The organism is Priestia flexa NBRC 15715 (assembly GCF_001591565.1).
Classification (GTDB): Bacteria; Bacillota; Bacilli; order Bacillales; family Bacillaceae_H; genus Priestia; species Priestia flexa.
In genome coordinates this window covers 1-21,910 of the sequence record NZ_BCVD01000028.1, presented here as the reverse complement: position 1 = coordinate 21,910, position 21,910 = coordinate 1, and the positions used below count along the sequence as shown (strand labels likewise).

Sequence of the window (21,910 nt, the reverse complement as noted above, 5' to 3'; positions counted from 1 at the left end):
ATATGCTTTAATCATATTCATTCACCTCATTTTAAAAGTGAGGCATCAAAAGTAACTTTTCGTTACGTGTGAAAAGAGACATGGAACACCTTATGTTGCCTCTATTTATAGCTCTGTACAAATTGGGGTCATCAGTGCCCATTCCCCTTCACCTCGCATATCAATACTGTATTTCTTCATGGATACTTTTTAAGTGTAAACCATCTCTAACAAAAAGCAATAAAAAAACGAAGCCAGAGATCCCCCTCGGCTTAAAGGGTCCTGGCTTCATCTATATAATATAAGGGGTTAAATAAAACGTACCTTTATTATAGCATATAATTAATGGTCGTATTTTCCTCTTATAGAAAATAGTTCTTATTTCGCACCTTTTCCCAGTTCTCTTTCTTTACGAACCTGCTTAGCAAAGAATAATTCATATACAACTGGAATGATAATTAAGGTTAATAAAGTAGAAGATGTTAGACCACCAATAACCGTTATTGCTAGACCTTTAGAGATCAATGTTCCACTTGATGTTGTCAAAGCAAGCGGGATCAGCGCTGCAATTGTTGCAAAGGCTGTCATTAGGATTGGACGTAAGCGCGTTTTACCAGCTTCAATAAGCGATTCGCGAATTGTCATACCTTTTTGTTCTCTATTTTGGGTAATTCGGTCTACTAATACAATAGCGTTTGTCGTTACAATTCCAATTAACATTAGGAAACCAATCATTACGCTAACAGATAGAGGCTCTTTTGCGATCACTAAGCCAATTAGTGAACCAATTGGAACAAAGATTAACGACGATAAAATAATAAATGGTATACGAGCTTTACCAAACGTAATGAGCATCGTCAAGTAAACAAGACCAATGGCTGTTAAAATAGCCAATCCTAAAGATTGGAAGATTTCTACGGTTTCATCACTACCGCCTCCACCTTCAAGACTTACCCCTTTTGGTAAATTAAGCTTCTCTACACCCTCTACTACGTCTTGCGTCACTTTTTGAATATTTTCGTCTTTAATATCCGCTTCAACGCGAGCAAACACTTTTCCATCTAATTTTTGAATGGATGTAAATGTATCAATTTCGCTTACATTAGCAATATCTTTTACTGCTACTGGTCCTCTTTGTGTAAAGATTTGCAGATCTTCAATTGCTTTTGTTGAACTAATATCTTCATCATAAGAAAGCTGAACTGCACGATTTGTTCCATCTAACGTTAGGTCACCTACTGATACAGGTTTTGTTTGATCGGTAATGGTTCCCACAAGCTGGAATCCAGATACACCATACTCAGATGCTTTATCTTGATTGACTTCAACCACAAGCTGCTTTTGTTTATCAGAGAAATTATTTTTTACGTACTTTAAGTTATCATACGTATTTAAATAATTTTCTACTTCTTTTGCCGCCGTTTGTAAGTCATCTAAGTCAGATGAGAATAAATCTACCGTTACGTTGTTATTAGTTGGTGGTCCACCTGTTGAAGCTTCAGATACGCTTAGTGTTGCTTTTGGAGACTCTTCTCCTACAATTTCTTCCATCTTACTTTGAAGTTCATCAATATACGCATCTACATCTACGCCATCTTTCAGATTTAAGAAATAACCGATCTGATTTGGTCGCTTTACGCCAGTTGCAAAGTCGCGTGAACCGACTTCTGTTGTTACCTCTTTTACTTCATCTTCGTTTGCAAATAGCTCCTCCACTTTTAACGACACTTCATTTGTACGTTCTAAAGAAGTAGACGAAGGTAGCTGAACATTTGCCTGTAAAAGCCTTTGTTCTTCGTTTGGAATGAATGTGAAGCCAAGCGATGGAACAAGAGCAAATGAACCAAATAATAGTAAGAAAGATAGAATTAAAATTTTAATCTTATGGTTTAGTGACCATGCAATCGCTTTTGCATATCCACGCTGAATTTTACCCTCTTTCTCTTCTGCTGGTACCTTCTTAAACGCAAATTTTGCTAAAATCGGGACGATTGTAACCGCAACAAGAAGAGATGCTAATAATGAAAATACTACTGTTAGAGCAAATGGTAAGAAGAACTCACCAGTAATTCCACCGACAAAACCGATTGGTAAAAATACAACAACAGTTGTAATAGTCGATGATGTAATGGCTTTTAATATCTCTTTTGTTGAAGATTCAACTAATTCATCAGAAATGCCTTCTTCTGATTTTCGAACACGTCTAAAGATATTTTCAATAACTACGATACTATCATCCACAACGCGCCCAACTGCTACTGCCATTCCACCTAGTGTCATGATATTTAATGAAATATCCAGTCCATTTAAGAAAATAGCTGAGACAAGAAGTGAAAGTGGAATCGAGATAATTGAAATAATGGTAGCACGGAAGTTGCGCAGGAAGATTAGTACTGCAATTGAAGCGAACAACGCCCCAAGCAATCCTTCTTTTACTAACGTTTCAACTGACTTTTCAATTCCTTCTGCTGAATCAAATCCAATAGCATAGTTAATATCATCATCATATTTTTTCAACACTTCTAATGCATCATTGGCAACTTGAACCGTATTTGCATCCTGTTTCTTTGTAATAGCCATTGTTAGCGCCTCTTGTTGATTATAGCGCGTGTGTTCTCCTTGCTCACTCACTTCTTCAATCGTTGCAATATCACCAAGTGAAACTGGTGGAGCTTCGGGATTAACTGTAGATTTTAGCTCAACTTCTTTTAATGCATCAATTGTATCTAGTTTCTCTTCAACTCGAACAGGAATTTGGAGTTCTTCACCGTTTACAGTTCCTGCTGGAAACGATACGGACTTTTGGTTAATTTGCTCTTTGATTTGTTCAAGCGTCAGACCAGCTGCCACTGCTTTTTCTTTATCCAACGTAATTTGTAAAAGATCATCCTTTACGCCACCAACAGATACAGAGTTAATCCCTTCAATTTTATTTAATTCTGGGATAATTTCGCTGTCTAAAAGCTTTTCAACTTCTGCATCACCTTCAGCAAATAAAGAAATGTTCATAATCGGGAAAGTACCAAATGAAAAGCGGTTCACATCAACCGTCGATGATTCTGGTAAATCTAAATCTTTTGTTATAGTGTCAATTTGTTGTTCAACTTCATCTAAATCCGTATTGAACGGAAATTCTAAATTAATAATCCCCACGTTCTCGTAAGAAACACTTTGAACGCTTTTAACGCCTTCAAGACCTTTTAACTGCTCTTCTAACTTCGATGTTACTTGTTCGTTTACATCACTAGGAGAAGCCCCAGGGTATACAGCTTCAATCGATAGCTGTGGAAATTCAATATTAGGTAATAAGTCAATTTTCAACCTTGAAAATGAGAATAATCCAGCTACGATAAGCAGAAACGATAAAATGAATACTGCTACTGCATTCTTTAAGCTAAACTTTGTCAAGAAATTCATAAATAGCCCCCGTATATTTTATTAGTCGTATTTTACATGTGTAATGTAGTGAGTACCAGCGGGTCAGTTTTAAAAAAAAGAAATCAGTAGCAACCTTCTAGGAAAAGGTCAACTGTAAACGTTGCATAACGTTCAATTTCTTTTTCTGACACATTTTTGTTAGATACAATATCTATTCTATACCCATTTAGCATGCTACAAAACGCTTTTGAATGTAAAGCTGTATCTTCAAGTCCCTCTTCTTTCATCAAGTCTGATACTAGGGAATGATAATCATCAAAAAAACGATGCAAACGCTCCATCATTCCAGGCATTTGATGGGGAGCTTGCCAAAACGAATCTGGGTACTTTCTTGTGTTATAAAAAAAGTACAGGTGATGTCTTGCAATTGAATAAAGCTTTTGCCTAAATGTTTCACAGCGATCGGTTTCTCGCTTTGCGTTAGCAATGAAGTAAAGAAAAGAGCGATCATTAACCGCAATATATAAGCTTTCTTTTGAAGGAAAGTAAAGGTAAAGTGTCCCTTTCGACACACCCGCTTTTTTAGCAATATCAATCATTTTAGCATCATGATAACCATTTGCTCCAAATACAACAAACGCTGCATCAAGGATATTTTCCTTTTGTTCTATTCCTTTTGTCATATTTCCAAACCCTTTCCTGCCTCTTATTACACGTGTAAAACAGGATTAACGTATCGAGACTGAACGTAAATAAATGAATGTACAGTTTCATCATTTACTATATATACTCATAAAAGATAACGTTATACCTTGTCAACTCATAGTGTGCTCTTTTTTAATTATCTTTTGAATCTTTTGTGACAGCGACCATTGATGCTTGTAACGGTTGCATCTACATGGTACATTTTTCACGACAGTTAAAAAAATCATACATTTGGAGGATGAACCAAGATGTTAAGATCATCGATTGGCCGCTTACGTTTGTTAAGTATTGTAGAAGGCATTTCATATCTACTTTTACTATTCATTGCTATGCCTTTAAAATATTTAGCTGGTATTCCTGAGGTTGTATCCGTCGTTGGAGCTGCCCATGGTGCTCTGTTCGTATTATACATACTTGCTGCTGTGCACGTAAAATTTGAGCATAGAAAAACAATTTTATGGGGCATCTATGCGTTTATTTTATCTTTTATTCCTTTTGGAACGTTCTATTTAGACAAGCAATTAAAACATGAGCAATAAATAAATCACGCCAAGAAACTGGCGTGATTTATTTATTATTAGGAAAGCTTGTTAAACTGTTCAATGGTTTTCCACCATTTAAAGGAATGTGGTTTTAAAAGCCTTCCTATTTCTTCAGATGTTATGTGTTGTTCAGAAAGCATTTCATACATAGTCTCAAACAAGCCTATCGTTATGCTTTCTTTTACTTCAGCTTCACCTTCTGTATATAATCGTTCAATGGTTTCAAATATCTCAGATTCATGGGCTAATTGATTATTAAATTCTAATGAAATTAAGTGAGAAGCAAAGCGCTTGAGCTCTTGCTGCAAACCTTCTATTGTTGTTGTATTCACCTCTTCATCATATTGAAATGATGGACTTGCATCAGTTAACAATGGAATAACTTCGCCCTTTGTAATCATATGTTTCCCTACCTTATTTGTAATCTAAATATAGTAATATACTTCTTATTTACCCATTGTTATTATACTTAAACGTGAAGATTGAATCATACTGTTTGTAATTCATCAAGAGAGGTTACTAATATAGACGCTTTTATGTATTACCCTACACTAAGCGTAAGTGCACCGACAATTGCTATAATTGGAAAGGCACTGATCAACCCAATCTCTATCATCATAAATTTTGTTAGAAACCCTCGGAACTGCTGTTTTTCTATCCTGTTTGCCACCTGTTGGTGAGTTTGATAAATGCGAAGCATCGCTCCAATCCAAACGACAGCCACAATAATTAATGGACTCATGCTTGAAGCAGGTTCTGGGTTCATAAATGCTAATACGATTAAAATTAACGGAACAATTTCTACTACCGCGTGTTTAATAAAAAACATAGTCTGAATACGAACAAGATCTTGATAAATCTCATTATCTGTTTTGTCTTCCTGTAGCTTACCTTCAATTGTATAAATGGTTGACTGATAAATAAACAGCATTCCGATAACGGCAATTAGTGCTCCGATGATAAAATACCATATGCTCATTACAAATCTCCTTTCTAATAAAAAGACGGTATATTGCTAGAAAATCTAACGTAAACATTTTATCATTTTATGCTTCATTCGTCTTATAGATTTATAAGAAAGAACTGTTTATAATGAGAAATGAACTATTTTACTAGAAAGTTTGTCTATTGGAGGAAATTATTATGATTTTAAACTATAAAAATCAAGCAACAGGTCATCGTATGAATAATGGTTGGAATTTCTTTTATGCAGCTAACCTAACAATGTGGAGAAAAGATGAAAAATATTTACTATTAGATGAAAATCAAGATATCGTACTCATTTTTGGCTTTAAAAAAGAGGAAATTATCCTTGAAAAGATTCAAACGTGGGGATATACCTTTAATATTCACCCAGAAAAAAAGCAGATTTCTTGTTTGCAACGTCAAGAAGAAATTGGCGAACAAGAAATGAATTAAACAAAAAGCGCGCAGGCTGCGCGCTTTTTCAGTGTTCTTCCGATGGATTATCTCCATATAGCATGGCTTTTATATGCGCCTTCTCCTGGTCTTTTACAATATAGTACCATGTTCCGTCTACTATTTGCGTTTCTCCTTCTACATGTACTGTTTCAAACGTTGGTTTGCCTTTTTCCATTACGTTATATACAGCTAACGCGTCTTTAATCGTTACGTTTGTATCAACGTATTGCTTTGTAATATTTAAGAGATTGGGAAGATTAGCTACCGTTGACATACTCATTCCTTTGTCTAAGAGCGCTTCTACTACTTGTTTTTGTCTTTCATTACGACCAATGTCTCCTTTAGGATCCTCATGTCTCATCCTTACATAAGCTAAAGCTTTTTCACCGTTTAAGTTTGTTTCACCCTGCGGAAATAAATAAGATGCAAATGTGAATGGAAACGGATTATCAACCGTTACACCACCTATCTCATCCACGACCGCTTTAAATCCTTCCATGTTTACTTTGACATAGTAATCAATTGGCATATTTAAGAATTGTTCGACAGTGTCGACTGTTAGTTTAATTCCACCGTACTTATAGGCATGATTAATCTTTTCCATTTCTGCTTGTCCTTTAATTTTCACACGCGTATCTCGAGGGATAGGCATCATTTTCAAATGTCCATTTTCTGAATTAAAATGAACAACCATTAGTACGTCTGAACGTCCCGTATCTTCTTCTCGTTCATCTACACCCATTACGAGCATGTTAAATTCCTTTGCCTCAACTTTTTTTTCACTAAAAACATATAAGACCCCAGTTAAGACGCAACCAAGAAATATGAGTACGGAAAGTAACGTGTACTTGAACTTCATAACTTATGTCTCTCCCTTCTGTCCCTCCGCTGCTTTTATTAGCTTATTTACTTCCTATATGCCTTTTTTTTCAAAGATTTATACCTGCTAAGTATAATTAGAAGCGCGAAAATAAAATGACAAAAGGGTTTGACGCAAAAAACCGGATTGAGTTTTTCAATCCGGTTTCATTTTACTGAATATGTTTTATTGCTTCCGCAGAACTTTCTTCTCTTTGTTTCCACTCATAATCAATCATGCTCATTTCAATTAAGCTCCAATACTGTCCGTTCACGTGCTTTACATCTCGCATCATCCCTTCACGTAAAAACCCAATACGCTCGTATGACTTAATAGCAGCTTTATTGAAGTCAAATACGCCCAGGGAAATACGATGAAGTCCTAACACATCAAAACCGAATGATAAAACATGGTCAAACATATCACTACAGTATCCTTTTCCTCTTTCCTCTTCTTTGAGCAATACTCGACCAATTCTGCCCGTCTTATGGTGATAATCAATATGAGCAAGAGAAATATGACCAACTAGCTGGCCGGTTTGTTGATGAAAAACGGAGAAAGCATACGTATGAGCTCCTTCATAATTGGCATAGCGGATATACTCTTTGAGCTGGCGAGGCGTAAGTGGATATGCAAACGTGGAGCCACTCCACTGAATCATAAAGGCTTCTGAGGGAATCCATTCAATGAGTTCTTTTATATCTTTTTTTGTGAACGGTCTTAATTCAATCATCGCATTCCCACCCCATCGTAAAATATTTGATTTTTCTAAATATATTATAGTTGTTTGAATTAACTGTCAAATAATCCGAAAAATTTATTTGGTATTCTCAAATAAAACGATTAAAGTGGATAATTATTATCCACTTTAGAAAGGTTTGATATACTTTGCATATGAAAACAGGCGTTGAACAATCTGTATAGGCCATGGTACTTCTTCACTTTTTACCTTCCAAAGCTGTATTGCCAGCAGATGCAATGAGTAAGCAGCTAGGCGCTTCTCTTTTTTATTTCCAAAAACTGTTAATAAAGCTAGTTCATGCGGATCTCATCACTTGCGTCTCAGGTGTAAAAGGAGGCTTTAAACTAAAGAAAAAACCTGAAGATATCTATATATATGATGTGTATGTTACTAATGAAGAAAGCTCCGACATCTCTATGCGGAGCTTTCTTTTACAATTCTAATTCTTTTCGTAACGTAGAGATGTCATAGGTAAATTCAAAAAAATAAATTTTGTTTTCATTATCGTATAGCATGAGTACAGGTTGCTCATTTGGGCTTAATACAACAACAGCTTCACTAGCTAACACATCTAACCCTTTTTGCTGCACTTGTACAGCGGGGTCTAATGGTACCTTTACCAAATAACCGGTTTTAGGTAAAGGATTTACTTTTTTATAAATCCCAGTAATGGAAGCGATGCTTTTTTCAACCTCTTTTTGAACAACTTCAGTTTTATCAGCTACCCGAATGACCTTACCTGTATCAAGTTGAAACACTTCCACTTTAGGTTGTTCTCCCATTGCTACATGTGAATGAATTCCAATGAAGCATAAAATAAGTGCTATGCACACTTTTTTTATCATGAGTTCCCACCTCCGTTTGATGAATACAAATTTGTATACCGCAAGCTAAATATCCATTTTTCTTGCACAAACGTTATGTTGGTTTCAAACTTATCGTTTGTGTAATCACTTAAGTTTATCCATGTTGATTTCAACCTTCTAAGCAAAGATTCACCTTTTAGTTTGATCAATTACTAACTATGCTTTAATCTCTATTTCAATATAGCCATTAGTTGTTGCATGCAGTTAGAAACACTAATAGTGGACTCTAATTTTTTTGCTTTATCTAACCATTCTCATTAATTTTTGTCATGTTCATGCCTTTTGGTCGATACAATAATACAAGGACACGCTTTAAGAGGTGAAAATATGTCATGGATTGAAGCATTAATTTTAGGAATCATTCAAGGGTTAACAGAGTTTTTACCCATTAGTAGCACAGGGCACTTGTATTTAGGTCGACACTTATTTGGATTAGATAGCGCAGGTTTGTACCTAGATACGATGCTACATATTGGAACCTTGCTTGCTATTTTTGTCTTTTATAAAGACGAGCTGTGGCACATGATTCGTCACCCGTTTAGCAAGCTTACCTTCTTGCTAATCATTGGTACGATTCCAGCTGTTGTGGTTGGCTTATTATTTAAAGATTATTTTGAGGAAATCTCAATTACAGGTTCTACAATTGGATGGGAATTTCTTGTAACAGGTCTTTTCTTATGGTTTGCTGACTCAGTAAAAAAAGGAGCAAAAAAGATGCACGATATTTCCTACAAGGACGCACTGTTTATCGGTACCTTTCAAGCAGCCGCCATCTTTCCTGCCGTTTCACGTTCTGGTCTAACAATGGCAGCTGCTTTAATGCGTAAGCTAGACCGAGAAACAGCTGCTTACTTTTCTTTTTTACTGTCAACGCCAGCCATATGTGGAGCCGTTCTTTTACAGCTTAAAGATGTTGTCGGTGGTGGTGTGGAATACATCTCGTTTTTCTCTTTATTTGTAGCAACATGTTCGGCTGCGCTTTTTGGCTATATGGCCGTAAAATGGATGATTCACTATTTAAAGCATCATTCTCTAAAAACATTTGCTGTTTACGTATGGATTCTTGGCTTAGTTGTTTTAGTATGTCAATTTACGGGGGTCTTTTAAGATGACATCAGCTCGTATATTGTTTTTAGGAATCTTTTTTATTGGAATCATGGTTGTGATTAGCTACATGGACAACGAGTCTCAAGAATACTTTGAAGCCGTCTCACCTCTTTCTTTAGACAGCGGTGAAGTAGAAGCTTCAAGTAACGATGAAGACGTTGAAATGAGCCTTAAAAATGTTCTTATAACAACTGAAAGAATCAATGGTTTTGATGTTGAAGTTTATGAGGAATACGAGGTATATACAAATGAGGAGGGTGAAGTGGTCGACCGAGTGGCCACAGGTCACTATCAAACACTTCGATATAAGGCTACTAATGAATAGTAAAAAAGCCACTTACGCAGAAGTAAGTGGCTTTTTGTATTAATGGTTAAAGTGATCTGCTAAGATCCAAAGCGTACCAACAACGATACATAGTGCAATAAAGAAGCTATAAAGCATATTTGCAACTTGTACCTTGCCGTTTTCACTTTCAGTCATGTGCATGAACATCACAAGCTGCATAGCTGCTTGTAAGAACGCAAGAATTGAGATTAGTGTCATCGTTACGCCTCTTGATAAGTCAGCTAACATAACTAATCCAAGCGCTGCAAACGTTAGTGCTAAAGAAAGGATAAGCCCCATTACATGACTAAGCGGAAATCCTGCTTTTTGGCCTTGTTTGTTTTCCATGTCTTATCCCACCAATCCGTTCAAGTATACATACGTAAAGATGAAAATCCATACTACGTCAAGGAAATGCCAGTATAAACCGATAATAAATACTTTTCTTGCTGTAACAGGCGTTAAGCCGCGCTTTACTAACTGGATAATAAGTAAAATTGCCCAACCAATACCCATCGTTACGTGAAGTCCATGTGTTCCCAACAGCGCAAAGAATGAAGACAAGAATGCACTAGTTTGCATTGTTGCACCTTCGTGAGCTGCATAAAGAATGAACTCTTCAATTTCATAGTACAAGAATCCTGCACCTAGTAAAAGCGTAATAACTAGCCAAGTAATTAACCCTTTTAAGTTATTATTACGCATGTGCCATACAACGATTCCCATTGTGAAACTACTTACTAATAGTAAAACTGTTTGAATCATAAACGTTTCAACAATATATAAATCTTGTGGTCCAGGGCCTCCAGCTGTACGAGTATGATACGTTAAATACGTGACAAACAGCGTAGAGAACAGTGCAATTTCCGCACCCAAGAAAATCCAGAAGCCGAGAATATTCATTCGGCCCTGGTGATCTTGATACTCGAGTGGTAATGACTTATCTAAATGTCCACCCATTATTTGTCACCCCCTGTAATACCTTCTGTTTGTTTAATCTCATCTACCGGAACATAGAAGCCTTCATCATAGTCAAATGATCGTGCAACTAGACAAGCTAAAATTCCGATTAATCCGAAGATCGCCATTGGCATCCATTCAAAGACAAGTCCAAATCCACCGATGAACCAGAATACACCTGAGATGAATGGGATACCTGAGTTGCTTGGTAAATGAATTGGTTTAATGTCTTCTTCTTTAATTTTTGTTTCTCCACGTTTTTTCATGTGCCAGAACTCATCCATTTCTTTCACATGTGGAACTACCGCAAAGTTATAGTGTTGAACTGGTGATTTAGTCCACCATTCAAGCGTACGTCCATCCCATGGGTCGTTTGCAGTGTCGCGTTTGTTTTTCCAAGCGCTCCAAAGTAAATTTACAACCAATACGATGAAACCTGCACCCATTAAGAAAGCACCGATTGTTGAAATTAAGTTTAATGTTCCCCAACCTAATGTTTCTGAATAAGTTTGCATACGACGAGTCATACCATCTAGACCTAGGAAATATTGTGGGAAGAAACATACGTTAAATCCAACAACGAAGATCCAGAAAGAGATTTTTCCTAGCTTTTCGTTCAGCGTGTGACCGAAAATCTTTGGATACCAGTAGTATAATCCAGCGAAACATGCAAATACTGTTCCTGAGATTAATACATAGTGGAAGTGAGCTACTAGGAAGTAACTGTTATGGTACTGATAGTCAGCTGAAGCCATTGCAAGCATTACCCCAGTTACCCCACCAATAACGAAGTTTGGGATAAACGCAAGTGACCATAGCATTGATGTTGTAAATTTAATACGGCCTTTATACATGGTAAAGAGCCAGTTAAATATTTTAACTCCGGTTGGAACAGCGATTAACATCGTTGTAATCGAGAAGAACGAGTTAACTGCAGGCGCGTTACCCATTGTAAAGAAGTGGTGAACCCATACAATGTAACTTAAGAACGCGATACCAACCATTGAGATAATCATCGCTTTATAACCAAATAGGTTTTTGCGAGAATGTGTACTAATGATTTCAGAGAAAATACCGAACGCCGGTAAAATTACGATATATACTTCAGGATGTCCCCAAATCCAGAATAGGTTTGCCCACATCATCGGGAGACCACCGTTGGCAACCGTAAAGAATGCTGTGTCGAATACGCGGTCAAGCGTCATTAACGCAAGCGCTACTGTTAATACAGGGAACGCAAAGATGATAATAACTGACGTAACTAAAATTGACCAAGTAAACATTGGCATTTTCATTAACGTCATGCCTGGTGCACGCATTTTTAAAATCGTAACTAAGAAGTTAATACCTGTCATTAGGGTACCAACACCGGCAATCTGAATAGCAATTGCATAGTAGTTGTTCGCTATACTTTCACTAAATTCTTTTCCGGCCAGAGGGAAATATGATGTCCAACCAGCATCAGGAGCTCCTCCAATAACGAAAGAGATGTTAAATAACATAGCTCCCATAAAGAATGTCCAGAAACTTACTGCGTTCAAGAACGGATATGCTACGTCACGCGCTCCAATTTGAAGCGGAACGACAACGTTCATTAAACCAATCAAGAATGGCATTGCCATGAATAGAATCATGATAACACCATGAGCTGTAAATACGCCGTTATAGTGATGCGGGTTCAGGATATTCATATCCGGGAACGCTAACTGCATACGCATCATAAGTCCATCTACACCGCCACGGAAAAGCATTAAGACGGCTGCAAGAATATACATTACACCAAGTTTTTTATGGTCTACTGTTGTTAACCATTCTGTCCATAACCATTTCCATTTTTTGAAATATGTTAAGACAAAAATGATACCGATGGTTGTCAAGACAATCGCTGCGTCAGCTGCATAAATGACGGGATCGCCAGTGACAAAGAATTCATCTAGCTTCATTATGTCTTCCCCCAATCGTACGTTTATTTAGGCCCGTATTAATGACCTTCATGTTCATCATGACCTTCATGCTCGTCATGGCTTTCGTCGCTTTCTTTTTTGCTATCGTCGCTGCCATGGTTGTGATTGCCATCTCCCATGTTCATGCCGCGCTCGTCTACTTTACCAGGGATGTATGCGTCTTTTGCGTGGTTAACCCACTCTAAGTGCGTACCGTTGAACGTCATGCGACCTACTACACCTGGTTCAATAATTTCATCATACTTCTCTTCAGTTAATGGCTTAGCTGTTGCCTTCACTTCGTCAACCCACTCTTCATAGTCTTCGTGAGTTTGGGCTAACACTTCAAATTCCATATCTGTAAAGTGCTCACCTGAGAAGTTAGCACTTCGTCCGATATAAGAACCTGGGTTATCAGCTTGAAGATATAAATCCATCGCCATGTTGTTCATTGAATACTTTTGTCCACCAAGCTCCGGTACCCAGAACGAGTTCATTGAACCTTGAGACGTCAATTCAAAGCGAACTGGACGATCTTCTGGAATGTTTACATAGTTAACTGTTTCAATGTTTTCTTCCGGATAACTGAAAATCCATTTCCAGTTTGCTGAAGTAACATGAATTGTTAACGGTTCTTCAATTTTTGTTTGCTCATTTTTCGGTGGTTCTTCAAGAGCATAAATTGATTTTACAGTTGGGATTGCTAAAAGAATTAAGATAATAATCGGGAACGCAGTCCAGATAATCTCCATCTTTAAGTTACCCTCTTGTTCTGGTGGCTCATAGTCCATGTTGTCAGGTCTTTCACGAAATTTAATAAGTACGTAAGCAAAGATTGCAAATACTACTACGACCACAATCGCCATCATCCAAAGCGACCAAACAATAAGGTCAGCTTGTTCTTTAGCGACAGGACCTTGAGGATTCAAAACGGCTAATTCTGAACAGCCGCTCAAGAAAAATACTGAAAGTGCAGAAAATAAACCTGCTAGCTTCCAAAATCCTTTTTTTGGTTTCACTAAAAACTCTCCTTTCTAACAACTCATGATGCGAAGCCTCTAAATTAGATCATCTTTAAAACTTTCTATCTAGTTAACTATAGAAAGCTTTAATACAAAATCTCTTTAAACTCATGTTATACATCAACCATTACTATTGTAATACAAAGTGACAATTTTTTCGTCACTTTTTGTCGATTTTCTTATTTTGAAAATATTCTAAGATAGTGTAAAAACATGAGGTCAAAGAACACTTCAATCCTTGCGATATTTTAGCATATATTCGACAAGGAATAAATGTAAATAAAAGGATGAATGTTGCATTTTCTTACCGAAACTTACCTTTTTAAAGGTAATTCATGTAATGTAACCGCAATCACCCTTGATACAAAAGGGGTTTCATCTATTATTGAATATTTTGTGACAAAATCTATACAGAATTGTGTCAATCAATATTCAAGTTTGGTAGGTTCGATTACCGCCCATTTACAGTATATTACACATTAAATGCTTTTGTTATATACTTCACAAAAAGTTCAAAAATTGACATGTGACATGTATGTTGTCTACATACTAAAAGAAGCTGCGTGTTATTCACGCAGCTCTTGATCCATATATTCCTTAACAGTGATGTCATCTCCTGAATTATTCAATAAAATAAGATCCGCTGGAAATGGCTTTTCAACATATTTTGGCACAGGTTGATATGAAATAAAATATTCTCCTTTGGGAACTTTAATATCAAACGTATAATTGTCATTTACAAGTGAGGCCTTCACTCGATGTATTTGTTTACTTGGGTTCTTTCCTAAAAACAGCGCATACGTCCCTTTATTAGTATGTATATCATCATACTCAACAAGATTGTTCATCTTTGTCATTACTTCAATCCGTAACCTTTTGCTCCATCCTTCTTTTAAAATCGCCATTCCTTCTCCACTACCAGGAATAGTGAATAACGCAACATATGTGTCCGAACTGCTAATTTTTTGGATTTCTCGAATGTCAAGCTTTTTGGAACCGTTAATGTCCCCCATCCCTTTCCATTTTCTTATATGCTCTTCAACATCCTTAGCGTTGCTGTGAATTGGATATCGAAGAAATTCAATACCTCCCACAATAGCACCTATAAGAATGATTAGAACTAAGAGTCGCTTAAACTTTCGAATTGGTATTCACGCTCCTTTCCATTTAGTGAGTGACGTTAAAAAATAATATGTACGAATTATGCATGAAAATCAAAAAAAAAGCTATCAGACTTTCGTCAGATAACTTTTCTACTCATCGACTCTTTACTAATAAGGCAATTGCTTCTTCTACGACTTTTGCAGTCTCTTCTCCAGCTTGTTGTCTTTCAACAATACATTGTTCTAAGTTTAGCGCAACAATCTGAGCAATGGTTCGGTCGACTGCGCTTCGAACAGCTGATAATTGCGTTACAACGTCTTTACAGTCTTTATCTTCTTCCATCATACGCAGTACGCCTCGCACTTGACCTTCTACTCGCTTTAACCGATTTTTTGTCTGATCAGTATAATTCACGCAGTATCCCTCCTATATTTTGTGCGTTACTAATGACTTATCCTTCACATGCACAGCAATATCCCTTTACTTGATAGCCATACTTTTGCAGCTTACGAATGCTTAAGTTTCTTGCAATTGTATCCGGTGCAATAACTACTACTTGTTTTGACGGAATTTCAACATGTTGTCTTTCCAAGTACGGCAGCGGAATGTGTATAGCTTTTTGACAAGGTTTATGTTTCATTTCATGAAAATGTCGAACATCTACGACTGCAATTTCCGCAGTCTCACAGTCAAGCGTAGAAAGCTTCTTAATTCCATGAACGGGCACATGGCGATTATATAAACTAAACATAATAGCACAACAAAATAAGATTACACCAATATAAAGTAGTATCATTGTATCCTCCCTGACGTAACTTCATACCCATATTAGTATCATCATAGCTGTCATCTAGAACGTACGTCAACAAAAAAGTTTCTTCATAATATAGTTTCAAATGGAAAAAAGCGTGCAGAAAAAATAAATTGGCTTTTCTTTAAATAGCCCTTTGTTACAATCAAGATTTTTTAGAGAGCACCGGCTAACATTCCTATAAAAGCTAACACAATACCTCCAATATAACTAAACGCCAAATAAGGAAATAGAACCGTATGCATTTTCTTTTCATGAAGGTGGATATTTTCCAGCTTAAACGTCGAAAATGTCGTAAATGCCCCCATAAAACCCACTCCTAAAAAAGAATACACCCCAGATGTCATTCCATTCCCAACCAGGATGCCTAGTAGAAATGAGCCTACTAAATTGACGCATAAAGTGCCAATTGGAAACCCTGTAGTTGATTTTTGATTCATCCACGTACTTAGCACATACCTGGCTATGGCACCTAAAAACCCACCCAGTGCAATGAGTAAAGCTGTCATAATAGCTGTTCTCCTTTCTTTTTCAGCTTATTGGCTGAACGATCCCCTACTCGGTAACCAGACCAAGACATCAGTAAACCACCAAATAAACTAAGTGCTACATAAAGAAAAGCTAACAGACTGGTATCGTTTTTGATTAAAGTAACGGTTTCGACACTAAAGGTAGAAAACGTCGTGAAAGAACCTACGAACCCTGTACCGATGCCAGCTAAAACAGCAGAAGGAAACACATTCATTTTAATCATTCGATATGTAAACCAACCTAAAATAAAGCAGCCCATCAAGTTCGTTATTAACGTTCCTAATGGAAAGCTGTATGCCCACCATGAATGTGTAAACACACCGAGATAGTAGCGAAGCAAGCTTCCAAGAATACCTCCTATACCTACTAGTAAATACGTCATCTTCTTCACCTCTTTCTTAATTATGAACAAAAAAATAGACTCCTACCCTGTATATGGGTAGGAGTCATTAGCTTTGCAGCAGTTTTGGCGAACTCCATCGCCGTATATTTTGTTTCCTACATTCATTTTACATAATCCATTCCATTTATCAAGAGCTAATCGTGGAAAATCCAGGAAAATAATGAAGTGAAAGATATTATTATTCTTTTGGTTACTCTCTCTTTTTTACATCTCTCGTACCCAAAAATTAATTTTTCTCGTTAGTTGCTCCGCTACCTCTTCACTGACTTTAGAAGCTAACGATGTCCGTAGTCGATCTTTACACTCTTGAATTTCTTCTTCGTAAGGGATAATGGTTGACCATTCCAAATCTGGAATTGCAATTAGCGTTTGTTCTTCCTTTTTATTTTCATGAACAAATACATTTTCAATGACTTTTTCGTCTATGCGAATATATGCTTTACGAATTTTCATCTACTTATCACCTCTATATAAGCTTTATGTGTATCATCATATGATACACATAAAGAAATATCAATGCGCATTAGCTTCTTTTGCCATGTTAAAGGGTTTAAAAATAGGGTATAGAATACTAGTTAAAAAGAAAGTAATGCTTCATTTTTTAAATCTTTGTGAATATCTTGCAATGTTTATTGTATATATGCAATTTTTTGGTATGATGAGTATATTAAGATGTACCTAACTAAATGGAGGTTGAGGTAAACAATGGATCGTTCCCCAAAAGAAAAACGTCAAAAGCGCAAACAGTTTGTTGAGCGTTTAAAACTAAAAGGGATAAAAATTGAGCTTACAAAGCCTCGTTCTCATTTTTCAACCCTTTCGCTATTAAAGCCTTAAACCGTAACGGTAACGAATATCACTACATACGCTCTTTGTCTTCCCTTTTTTAGTTACCTTAACATAGAGAGCGGTAACATTTATGAATAAAGACAGCTCATTTCTTTTCTGTTAAATAAGAAGTGAGCTGTCTTTTTTGATATATTAACACTCAATCTAAAAGTTATAATTTACCATATAAAAACTTTAATATCTAGTATTGTAAAAATATTACTCATAACTTATAATCTTCTAGACTACATAAAAAGGAGAATGAGAGATGAAAAAAGGGGTTTCAATTTTACTTGCTTTACTACTGATGATTAGTTGCTTTCCTGCTGTGTCATTTGCTGCTCAGTCCAAAACATTTGAAGCAGACTTGACGAAATATTTAACAACTGTCAGTACTACTCGTGGGTTTGATGTTTCAAAAGATGATATTGAGTTTTCACTTTCACTTTACGATGAGGAATTATCAAACTTTGATACTGTGGAAGAATTAAAAGAATTTTTGGGTGACGTCATCAAAAGCGACTTAAGCAATTTAAGCTCTATCTATGAAAGCTATGACTTAAATCAAAAATCTCTTCAATCATTATTAGAAGAAAATGGTGAAGATTTAAATGATTACGTATTTGTTGATGATTTAGACCAAACAGTTTTTTTCTATTTAGAAGATGAGTTTGACTATGCCGATGATGAAGAGTATGCGGACGAGATTAGTACTGATGATTTTGAATCTGCTTTAAAAATGTTGGAAGATGAGTTTGGACTAACGCGTGAAGAGTTAGAGCGCATTAACGATCACTTAATGTCAATTGAAGATGAGCTTGCGGATGAAGAAACGTTAAATCGCTTAATGGCACTTGCCGAGCGTCTAGCAGCTTTTGAAGACTTTGATACAACAACTGAACTAACTTCTGATCAAATTGCGGAACTAATGTCAATTTATAACGAAATGCTTTCTATCTTTAAAATGAAAGCAACATATACGTTGATTCAAGACGGAACCGAAAAGACATTATCTTTATTTGATTTAATGAATATGAAAGAATTAAAAAATGCTAGCTTAAAAATTAACCTATATACAGCTGACGGCAAATTTTTAGCTGATATGATTATCACAGGTGAAATGGTTAATTCGGATACGGTTGCAAACACAGGAACGAGCATTGAAAAATCTGCTCAAAATGTAAATAACATTGTAAAACAAGCACCTGTTAAAGAAAAAGTTCAAAAAATAGAAGTAAAAAAAGCTGAAGTAAAGAAGACTGTTAAAGGAGCTCGCTTACCAAATACGGCTTCAGACTATTTATTAAACACTTTAATTGGATCAGCCCTTGTTTTGTTAGCATTTGCTGCATATCGTAAAGTGAGACGAGCATGATATGGAACCAAGAAGTTCAAAAGGAAAAATCAGTCGCAAAAAGCGATTGATTTTTCTTTCGATTATTGTAGGGGTTCTTTGTTTCGGCCTATGGTTTACCACTACTAATGCTTATAAGTTTGCTAAAGGATATTTTGCTTATAAAACAGGTGCTGTTGAACCACAGGTAACAGCACCTGCTGAAGCAAAAGCAGGGCAGCCTATAGAGAAAGAAAACAGCAGTTCTTTAAAGGAAATCAAAAAGAAAGATGCATCTTATCCTTCACAGCCTAAAATAGGAGACTTAATGGGTGAACTAGAAATTCCAAAGCTGAAGGCTACGCTTCCAATTTATCATGGTACTAACGAAGATGAGCTTGAAAAAGGCGTTGGTCATTTTGCAGACAGCGTGTTGCCTGGAGAAAGCGACAATTCTGTGCTATCCGGTCATCGTGATACAGTCTTTCGAAAACTAGGGGAAGTTGGAGAAGGAGACTTGTTATTAGTTCATACAGAAGCGGGATCATTTACGTATCGAGTTAATAAAGTGCGAATTGTCGATGCCGATGATCGAACCGTAATTGTTCCTAAACCAAGAGCTACTCTAACAGTCAGTACTTGTTACCCTTTTAACTTTATAGGTTCTGCGCCAGAACGCTACATCCTAGTGGCACATCTTGTTTCTTCAAAAACAACATAAAAAAGATAGCGTTTCAATCACGCTATCTTTTTTATTTAATGGAAAGAGATTGACTTTTTTAGTAAATCAAACCAGATTTTTAACGAAGTCGCGGTAATAACAATAGCTAAAACAACTTGAAGGGAACTCACTTTTGTCTTTTGACCAACAAATGCTCCAATTGGCGCTGCTAGTAAGCTTGCACCGATAATCATCAGCGCAGGTAGCACTAACACTTGTCCAGTAGCCACTTTTCCGAAGGTTGTTCCAATTGAAGATAAAAAGGTCACTGCTAGTGAGCTAGCAATTGTCACTCTTACCGGTATTTTTAATATGGTAATCATAATTGGAACAAGCAAAAAAGCACCACCTGCTCCCACAATCCCTCCACATATACCTACGGCTAAAGAAAGCGGAACAGCTAGTTTTTTTGAAAACCAGACCTCCATTTTGTTCTCATCTTGTGTAGGCTTCTTAGGTGTAAACATAAGAATTGCAGCAATTGTAGCCATTACTCCATAGATTAAATTAATGGTATCTTCTGAAAACGAATTAGACAGAGTTGAACCAACGAGACTTCCAAGCAACACGCTCGTTCCCATATAAATGATAAGTGATTTATGTAAAAAGCCGCCTTTTTTATAGGCAAGCGTTCCAGAAATTGATGCAAATAAAGACTGTACCGCTCCGATTCCCGCTACTTCATGCGCTGTAAATGCCCCTACTCCAATAAGAGGTGGTACAAAAAGTAAAACTGGATATAAAATAACCGAGCCTCCAATACCAAGCATACCCGCTAAAAATGAGCCTAAAAATCCCAACGCAAATACTGTCAGTAATAACTGTACGTCCATCTTGTCACCTTCTAAATTACAACATGTAGCCTTAGTAGTAGTTCATCCTTTCTCATTATAGCACTGTCTTGTTTTCATGTAAGATAATTCTTACCATTTATTTGGCTTTTTATGATTCTAAAACCATTCTGAACTATAGAAAAATTCAAAAAAACAGTTTATAAATATGCTATGATAAAGGTATATTTAATGCTTATTCTTATTAATTTCGGAGGTTGTTTTATGTTTGAGTATAAAATTGATAAAGAGATTAGTTTACAGTTAATTGAGCCAAGTGATGCATTTCCACTTTTATCTCTTGTAAATGAATCACGACCTTATCTGCGGGAGTGGTTGCCGTGGGTTGACAGTATGAGAAGCATCTCCGATTACGATGATTTAATCCCCGAATGGCGAACTCAATATTATAACAATCAAGGTTTTCAAGCAATTATTCGCTACTATGATGAAATTGCTGGCATGGTTGGATTTCATGCAATTAACTGGGGGAATAAAAGCACTAGCCTTGGCTATTGGATTGGGGAGCAGTTTCAAGGAAAAGGTATTATGACCAGAGCTGTACACGGTTGCCTTACTTACGCATTTGATACGCTGAAACTTCACCGAGTAGAAATTCGCTGTGGGGTTGATAACCACAAAAGCCGTGCCGTTCCCACACGATTAGGCTTTACTGAAGAAGGCATTTGTCGTGACGGAGAATATTTATATGACCATTACCATGACCTTGTGATTTATGGAATTCTCCAACATGAATGGAAGAAGCTAAATTCAAAAGAAACAGCATTATAAAAAGCCACGCTAGCGCTGTCATGCGCTAATGTGGCTTTTTCACGTAAATTAAACCATGCCTTATTCAGAATGTTTACTCTTGAAAATCGTATATATATTAGTAGGCTAACATCATAGGAGTGAGTTCAATGATTTCTTTACATGCATGGAGCTTATTAGTGGTTGTCTTATTTTTTGTCTATCTACTAATTAAAAACTTATGTCCTTTATATCCATTTAACGATCTTCAAAAGAAAACGTCTGTCCATCGCAAAAGTGAGCTGTTGTATCAATATATTCCCCTTTTAACTATTGGTTGCTGTATGTACATTAATTTACCTTTTACTACTAAGGTAGCTTTTGTTATCACTATTATCTTATTCATTTCTCACATCTTCACTTGGTGGTTTCCGTATTTTTTAGGTGCTCACCGAGTGACAAAACATGAATATGAACAGCTTTATAGCAGAACAAGTAAAATACTCCCCTCCATTAGAACAAACCTTGTTCCTGATAACCAACACCTCATTGTGACTCTCTTCTTTCTATTATTACTTATTCATGAATTTATCATCATTTTCTAAAAGAGGGTGGGACATAACAAAACAAATTTCCAAAAAGATGAACACTCCCTTTTCTCACCTCTTTACGTTACCTGAACACGTTCGTTCCATTGCGCTACGGCCACTCGCTTTCCGCGGAGAGGAATCCGAGCTTCCTCGCTGCGC

At 36.5% G+C, this 21,910-nt stretch carries 27 protein-coding genes, 1 pseudogene and 1 riboswitch; of the genes and pseudogenes, 10 read left to right on the top strand and 18 right to left on the bottom strand.

Annotated elements, in window-relative coordinates:
* Nucleotides 1-357: 357 nt before the first annotated feature.
* A complete protein-coding gene (locus BFL01S_RS07025) occupies nucleotides 358-3,396 on the bottom strand; it encodes an efflux RND transporter permease subunit (RefSeq protein WP_061785285.1) in 3,039 nt (1,012 codons plus the stop codon).
* Nucleotides 3,397-3,479: 83 nt separating this feature from the next.
* Nucleotides 3,480-4,040 carry a TetR/AcrR family transcriptional regulator gene (locus BFL01S_RS07020; RefSeq protein ID WP_061785284.1) on the bottom strand — a complete coding sequence of 187 codons (561 nt, stop codon included), beginning with the start codon at nucleotides 4,038-4,040 and terminating at the stop codon, nucleotides 3,480-3,482.
* 270 nt (nucleotides 4,041-4,310) lie between these two features.
* On the opposite strand from BFL01S_RS07020, the gene BFL01S_RS07015 reads away from it, so the two are divergent.
* Nucleotides 4,311-4,601, top strand: a complete 291-nt coding sequence (locus BFL01S_RS07015; RefSeq protein ID WP_025909967.1) for a DUF3817 domain-containing protein — start codon at nucleotides 4,311-4,313, stop codon at nucleotides 4,599-4,601.
* Nucleotides 4,602-4,639: 38 nt separating this feature from the next.
* Here the strand turns inward: BFL01S_RS07015 and BFL01S_RS07010 are convergent, their stop codons facing one another.
* Both BFL01S_RS07010 and BFL01S_RS07005 read right to left on the bottom strand, forming a co-directional pair.
* A complete protein-coding gene (locus tag BFL01S_RS07010) occupies nucleotides 4,640-5,005 on the bottom strand; it encodes a DUF7674 family protein (protein WP_025909966.1) in 366 nt (121 codons plus the stop codon).
* A gap of 140 nt (nucleotides 5,006-5,145) precedes the next feature.
* The gene (locus BFL01S_RS07005; protein WP_061785283.1) at nucleotides 5,146-5,583 is read right to left on the bottom strand and encodes a hypothetical protein; all 438 of its coding nucleotides are present in this window, start codon (nucleotides 5,581-5,583) and stop codon (nucleotides 5,146-5,148) included.
* A gap of 164 nt (nucleotides 5,584-5,747) precedes the next feature.
* Between BFL01S_RS07005 and BFL01S_RS07000 the strand changes: the two genes are divergently transcribed.
* A complete protein-coding gene (locus BFL01S_RS07000) occupies nucleotides 5,748-6,023 on the top strand; it encodes a hypothetical protein (protein WP_025909964.1) in 276 nt (91 codons plus the stop codon).
* A 28-nt stretch (nucleotides 6,024-6,051) separates the two neighbouring features.
* Here the strand turns inward: BFL01S_RS07000 and BFL01S_RS06995 are convergent, their stop codons facing one another.
* Entirely contained in the window at nucleotides 6,052-6,885 is an 834-nt protein-coding gene (locus BFL01S_RS06995) for an LCP family protein (protein WP_061785282.1), read from the bottom strand.
* Between the two features lie 172 nt (nucleotides 6,886-7,057).
* Nucleotides 7,058-7,618 (bottom strand): GNAT family N-acetyltransferase, encoded by a 561-nt coding sequence (locus tag BFL01S_RS06990; RefSeq protein ID WP_061785281.1) that lies wholly within the window; start codon nucleotides 7,616-7,618, stop codon nucleotides 7,058-7,060.
* Between the two features lie 194 nt (nucleotides 7,619-7,812).
* On the opposite strand from BFL01S_RS06990, the pseudogene BFL01S_RS06985 reads away from it, so the two are divergent.
* Nucleotides 7,813-8,061, top strand: a pseudogene (locus BFL01S_RS06985) (Rrf2 family transcriptional regulator); the annotation flags it as partial.
* Here BFL01S_RS06985 and BFL01S_RS06980 read toward each other — a convergent pair.
* Complete coding sequence (locus tag BFL01S_RS06980; protein WP_025909961.1) at nucleotides 8,059-8,472, bottom strand: hypothetical protein; 414 nt, start codon at nucleotides 8,470-8,472, stop codon at nucleotides 8,059-8,061. The pseudogene BFL01S_RS06985 and the gene BFL01S_RS06980 sit on opposite strands and share 3 nt — an antisense overlap.
* Nucleotides 8,473-8,820: 348 nt before the next feature.
* Here BFL01S_RS06980 and BFL01S_RS06975 point away from each other — a divergent pair, with 348 nt between their 5' ends.
* Together BFL01S_RS06975 and BFL01S_RS06970 are read left to right on the top strand one after the other, a co-directional pair.
* Nucleotides 8,821-9,600 carry an undecaprenyl-diphosphate phosphatase gene (locus BFL01S_RS06975; protein ID WP_025909960.1) on the top strand — a complete coding sequence of 260 codons (780 nt, stop codon included), beginning with the start codon at nucleotides 8,821-8,823 and terminating at the stop codon, nucleotides 9,598-9,600.
* A gap of 1 nt (nucleotide 9,601) precedes the next feature.
* On the top strand, nucleotides 9,602-9,925 hold the full coding sequence (locus BFL01S_RS06970; protein ID WP_025909959.1) for a hypothetical protein: 324 nt from the start codon (nucleotides 9,602-9,604) through the stop codon (nucleotides 9,923-9,925).
* Between the two features lie 39 nt (nucleotides 9,926-9,964).
* Here the strand turns inward: BFL01S_RS06970 and qoxD are convergent, their stop codons facing one another.
* The 10 genes from qoxD to BFL01S_RS06920 form a co-directional block, all read right to left on the bottom strand.
* Nucleotides 9,965-10,273, bottom strand: coding sequence for a cytochrome aa3 quinol oxidase subunit IV (gene qoxD, locus BFL01S_RS06965; protein ID WP_025909958.1), 309 nt, complete (start codon nucleotides 10,271-10,273; stop codon nucleotides 9,965-9,967).
* 3 nt (nucleotides 10,274-10,276) lie between these two features.
* Nucleotides 10,277-10,885, bottom strand: coding sequence for a cytochrome aa3 quinol oxidase subunit III (gene qoxC, locus BFL01S_RS06960; RefSeq protein WP_025909957.1), 609 nt, complete (start codon nucleotides 10,883-10,885; stop codon nucleotides 10,277-10,279).
* Entirely contained in the window at nucleotides 10,885-12,828 is a 1,944-nt protein-coding gene (gene qoxB, locus BFL01S_RS06955; protein WP_025909956.1) for a cytochrome aa3 quinol oxidase subunit I, read from the bottom strand. The genes qoxC and qoxB overlap by 1 nt, the downstream gene beginning before the upstream one ends.
* Before the next feature lie 38 nt (nucleotides 12,829-12,866).
* The gene (gene qoxA / locus BFL01S_RS06950) at nucleotides 12,867-13,847 is read right to left on the bottom strand and encodes a cytochrome aa3 quinol oxidase subunit II (protein WP_061785280.1); all 981 of its coding nucleotides are present in this window, start codon (nucleotides 13,845-13,847) and stop codon (nucleotides 12,867-12,869) included.
* Nucleotides 13,848-14,416: 569 nt separating this feature from the next.
* Nucleotides 14,417-14,944, bottom strand: coding sequence for a hypothetical protein (locus BFL01S_RS06945; RefSeq protein WP_224840290.1), 528 nt, complete (start codon nucleotides 14,942-14,944; stop codon nucleotides 14,417-14,419).
* Between the two features lie 163 nt (nucleotides 14,945-15,107).
* Nucleotides 15,108-15,368, bottom strand: coding sequence for a metal-sensitive transcriptional regulator (locus BFL01S_RS06940; RefSeq protein ID WP_025909953.1), 261 nt, complete (start codon nucleotides 15,366-15,368; stop codon nucleotides 15,108-15,110).
* Between the two features lie 37 nt (nucleotides 15,369-15,405).
* Nucleotides 15,406-15,750, bottom strand: coding sequence for a hypothetical protein (locus BFL01S_RS06935; protein ID WP_061785278.1), 345 nt, complete (start codon nucleotides 15,748-15,750; stop codon nucleotides 15,406-15,408).
* A 170-nt stretch (nucleotides 15,751-15,920) separates the two neighbouring features.
* On the bottom strand, nucleotides 15,921-16,277 hold the full coding sequence (gene crcB / locus BFL01S_RS06930; protein ID WP_025909951.1) for a fluoride efflux transporter CrcB: 357 nt from the start codon (nucleotides 16,275-16,277) through the stop codon (nucleotides 15,921-15,923).
* The gene (gene crcB, locus BFL01S_RS06925; RefSeq protein ID WP_025909950.1) at nucleotides 16,271-16,678 is read right to left on the bottom strand and encodes a fluoride efflux transporter CrcB; all 408 of its coding nucleotides are present in this window, start codon (nucleotides 16,676-16,678) and stop codon (nucleotides 16,271-16,273) included. Before crcB (BFL01S_RS06925) ends, crcB (BFL01S_RS06930) begins: the two co-directional genes overlap by 7 nt.
* A 51-nt stretch (nucleotides 16,679-16,729) precedes the next feature.
* Nucleotides 16,730-16,789, bottom strand: a riboswitch (Fluoride riboswitch).
* A gap of 114 nt (nucleotides 16,790-16,903) precedes the next feature.
* Complete coding sequence (locus BFL01S_RS06920; RefSeq protein ID WP_025909949.1) at nucleotides 16,904-17,152, bottom strand: YueH family protein; 249 nt, start codon at nucleotides 17,150-17,152, stop codon at nucleotides 16,904-16,906.
* A 252-nt stretch (nucleotides 17,153-17,404) separates the two neighbouring features.
* Between BFL01S_RS06920 and BFL01S_RS21230 the strand changes: the two genes are divergently transcribed.
* The 3 genes from BFL01S_RS21230 (at nucleotide 17,405) to srtD (ending at nucleotide 19,581) form a co-directional block, all read left to right on the top strand.
* A complete protein-coding gene (locus BFL01S_RS21230; protein ID WP_256993296.1) occupies nucleotides 17,405-17,536 on the top strand; it encodes a hypothetical protein in 132 nt (43 codons plus the stop codon).
* A gap of 259 nt (nucleotides 17,537-17,795) precedes the next feature.
* Nucleotides 17,796-18,902 (top strand): processed acidic surface protein, encoded by a 1,107-nt coding sequence (locus BFL01S_RS06915; protein ID WP_025909946.1) that lies wholly within the window; start codon nucleotides 17,796-17,798, stop codon nucleotides 18,900-18,902.
* Between the two features lies 1 nt (nucleotide 18,903).
* Entirely contained in the window at nucleotides 18,904-19,581 is a 678-nt protein-coding gene (srtD, locus tag BFL01S_RS06910; RefSeq protein WP_061785277.1) for a class D sortase, LPxTATN-specific, read from the top strand.
* A 35-nt stretch (nucleotides 19,582-19,616) separates the two neighbouring features.
* Here the strand turns inward: srtD and BFL01S_RS06905 are convergent, their stop codons facing one another.
* Nucleotides 19,617-20,414 (bottom strand): sulfite exporter TauE/SafE family protein, encoded by a 798-nt coding sequence (locus BFL01S_RS06905; protein ID WP_061785276.1) that lies wholly within the window; start codon nucleotides 20,412-20,414, stop codon nucleotides 19,617-19,619.
* Nucleotides 20,415-20,636: 222 nt separating this feature from the next.
* Between BFL01S_RS06905 and BFL01S_RS06900 the strand changes: the two genes are divergently transcribed.
* Together BFL01S_RS06900 and BFL01S_RS06895 are read left to right on the top strand one after the other, a co-directional pair.
* A complete protein-coding gene (locus tag BFL01S_RS06900; protein WP_061785275.1) occupies nucleotides 20,637-21,203 on the top strand; it encodes a GNAT family N-acetyltransferase in 567 nt (188 codons plus the stop codon).
* Between the two features lie 128 nt (nucleotides 21,204-21,331).
* On the top strand, nucleotides 21,332-21,766 hold the full coding sequence (locus tag BFL01S_RS06895; protein WP_025909942.1) for a hypothetical protein: 435 nt from the start codon (nucleotides 21,332-21,334) through the stop codon (nucleotides 21,764-21,766).
* Nucleotides 21,767-21,910 lie beyond the last annotated feature (144 nt).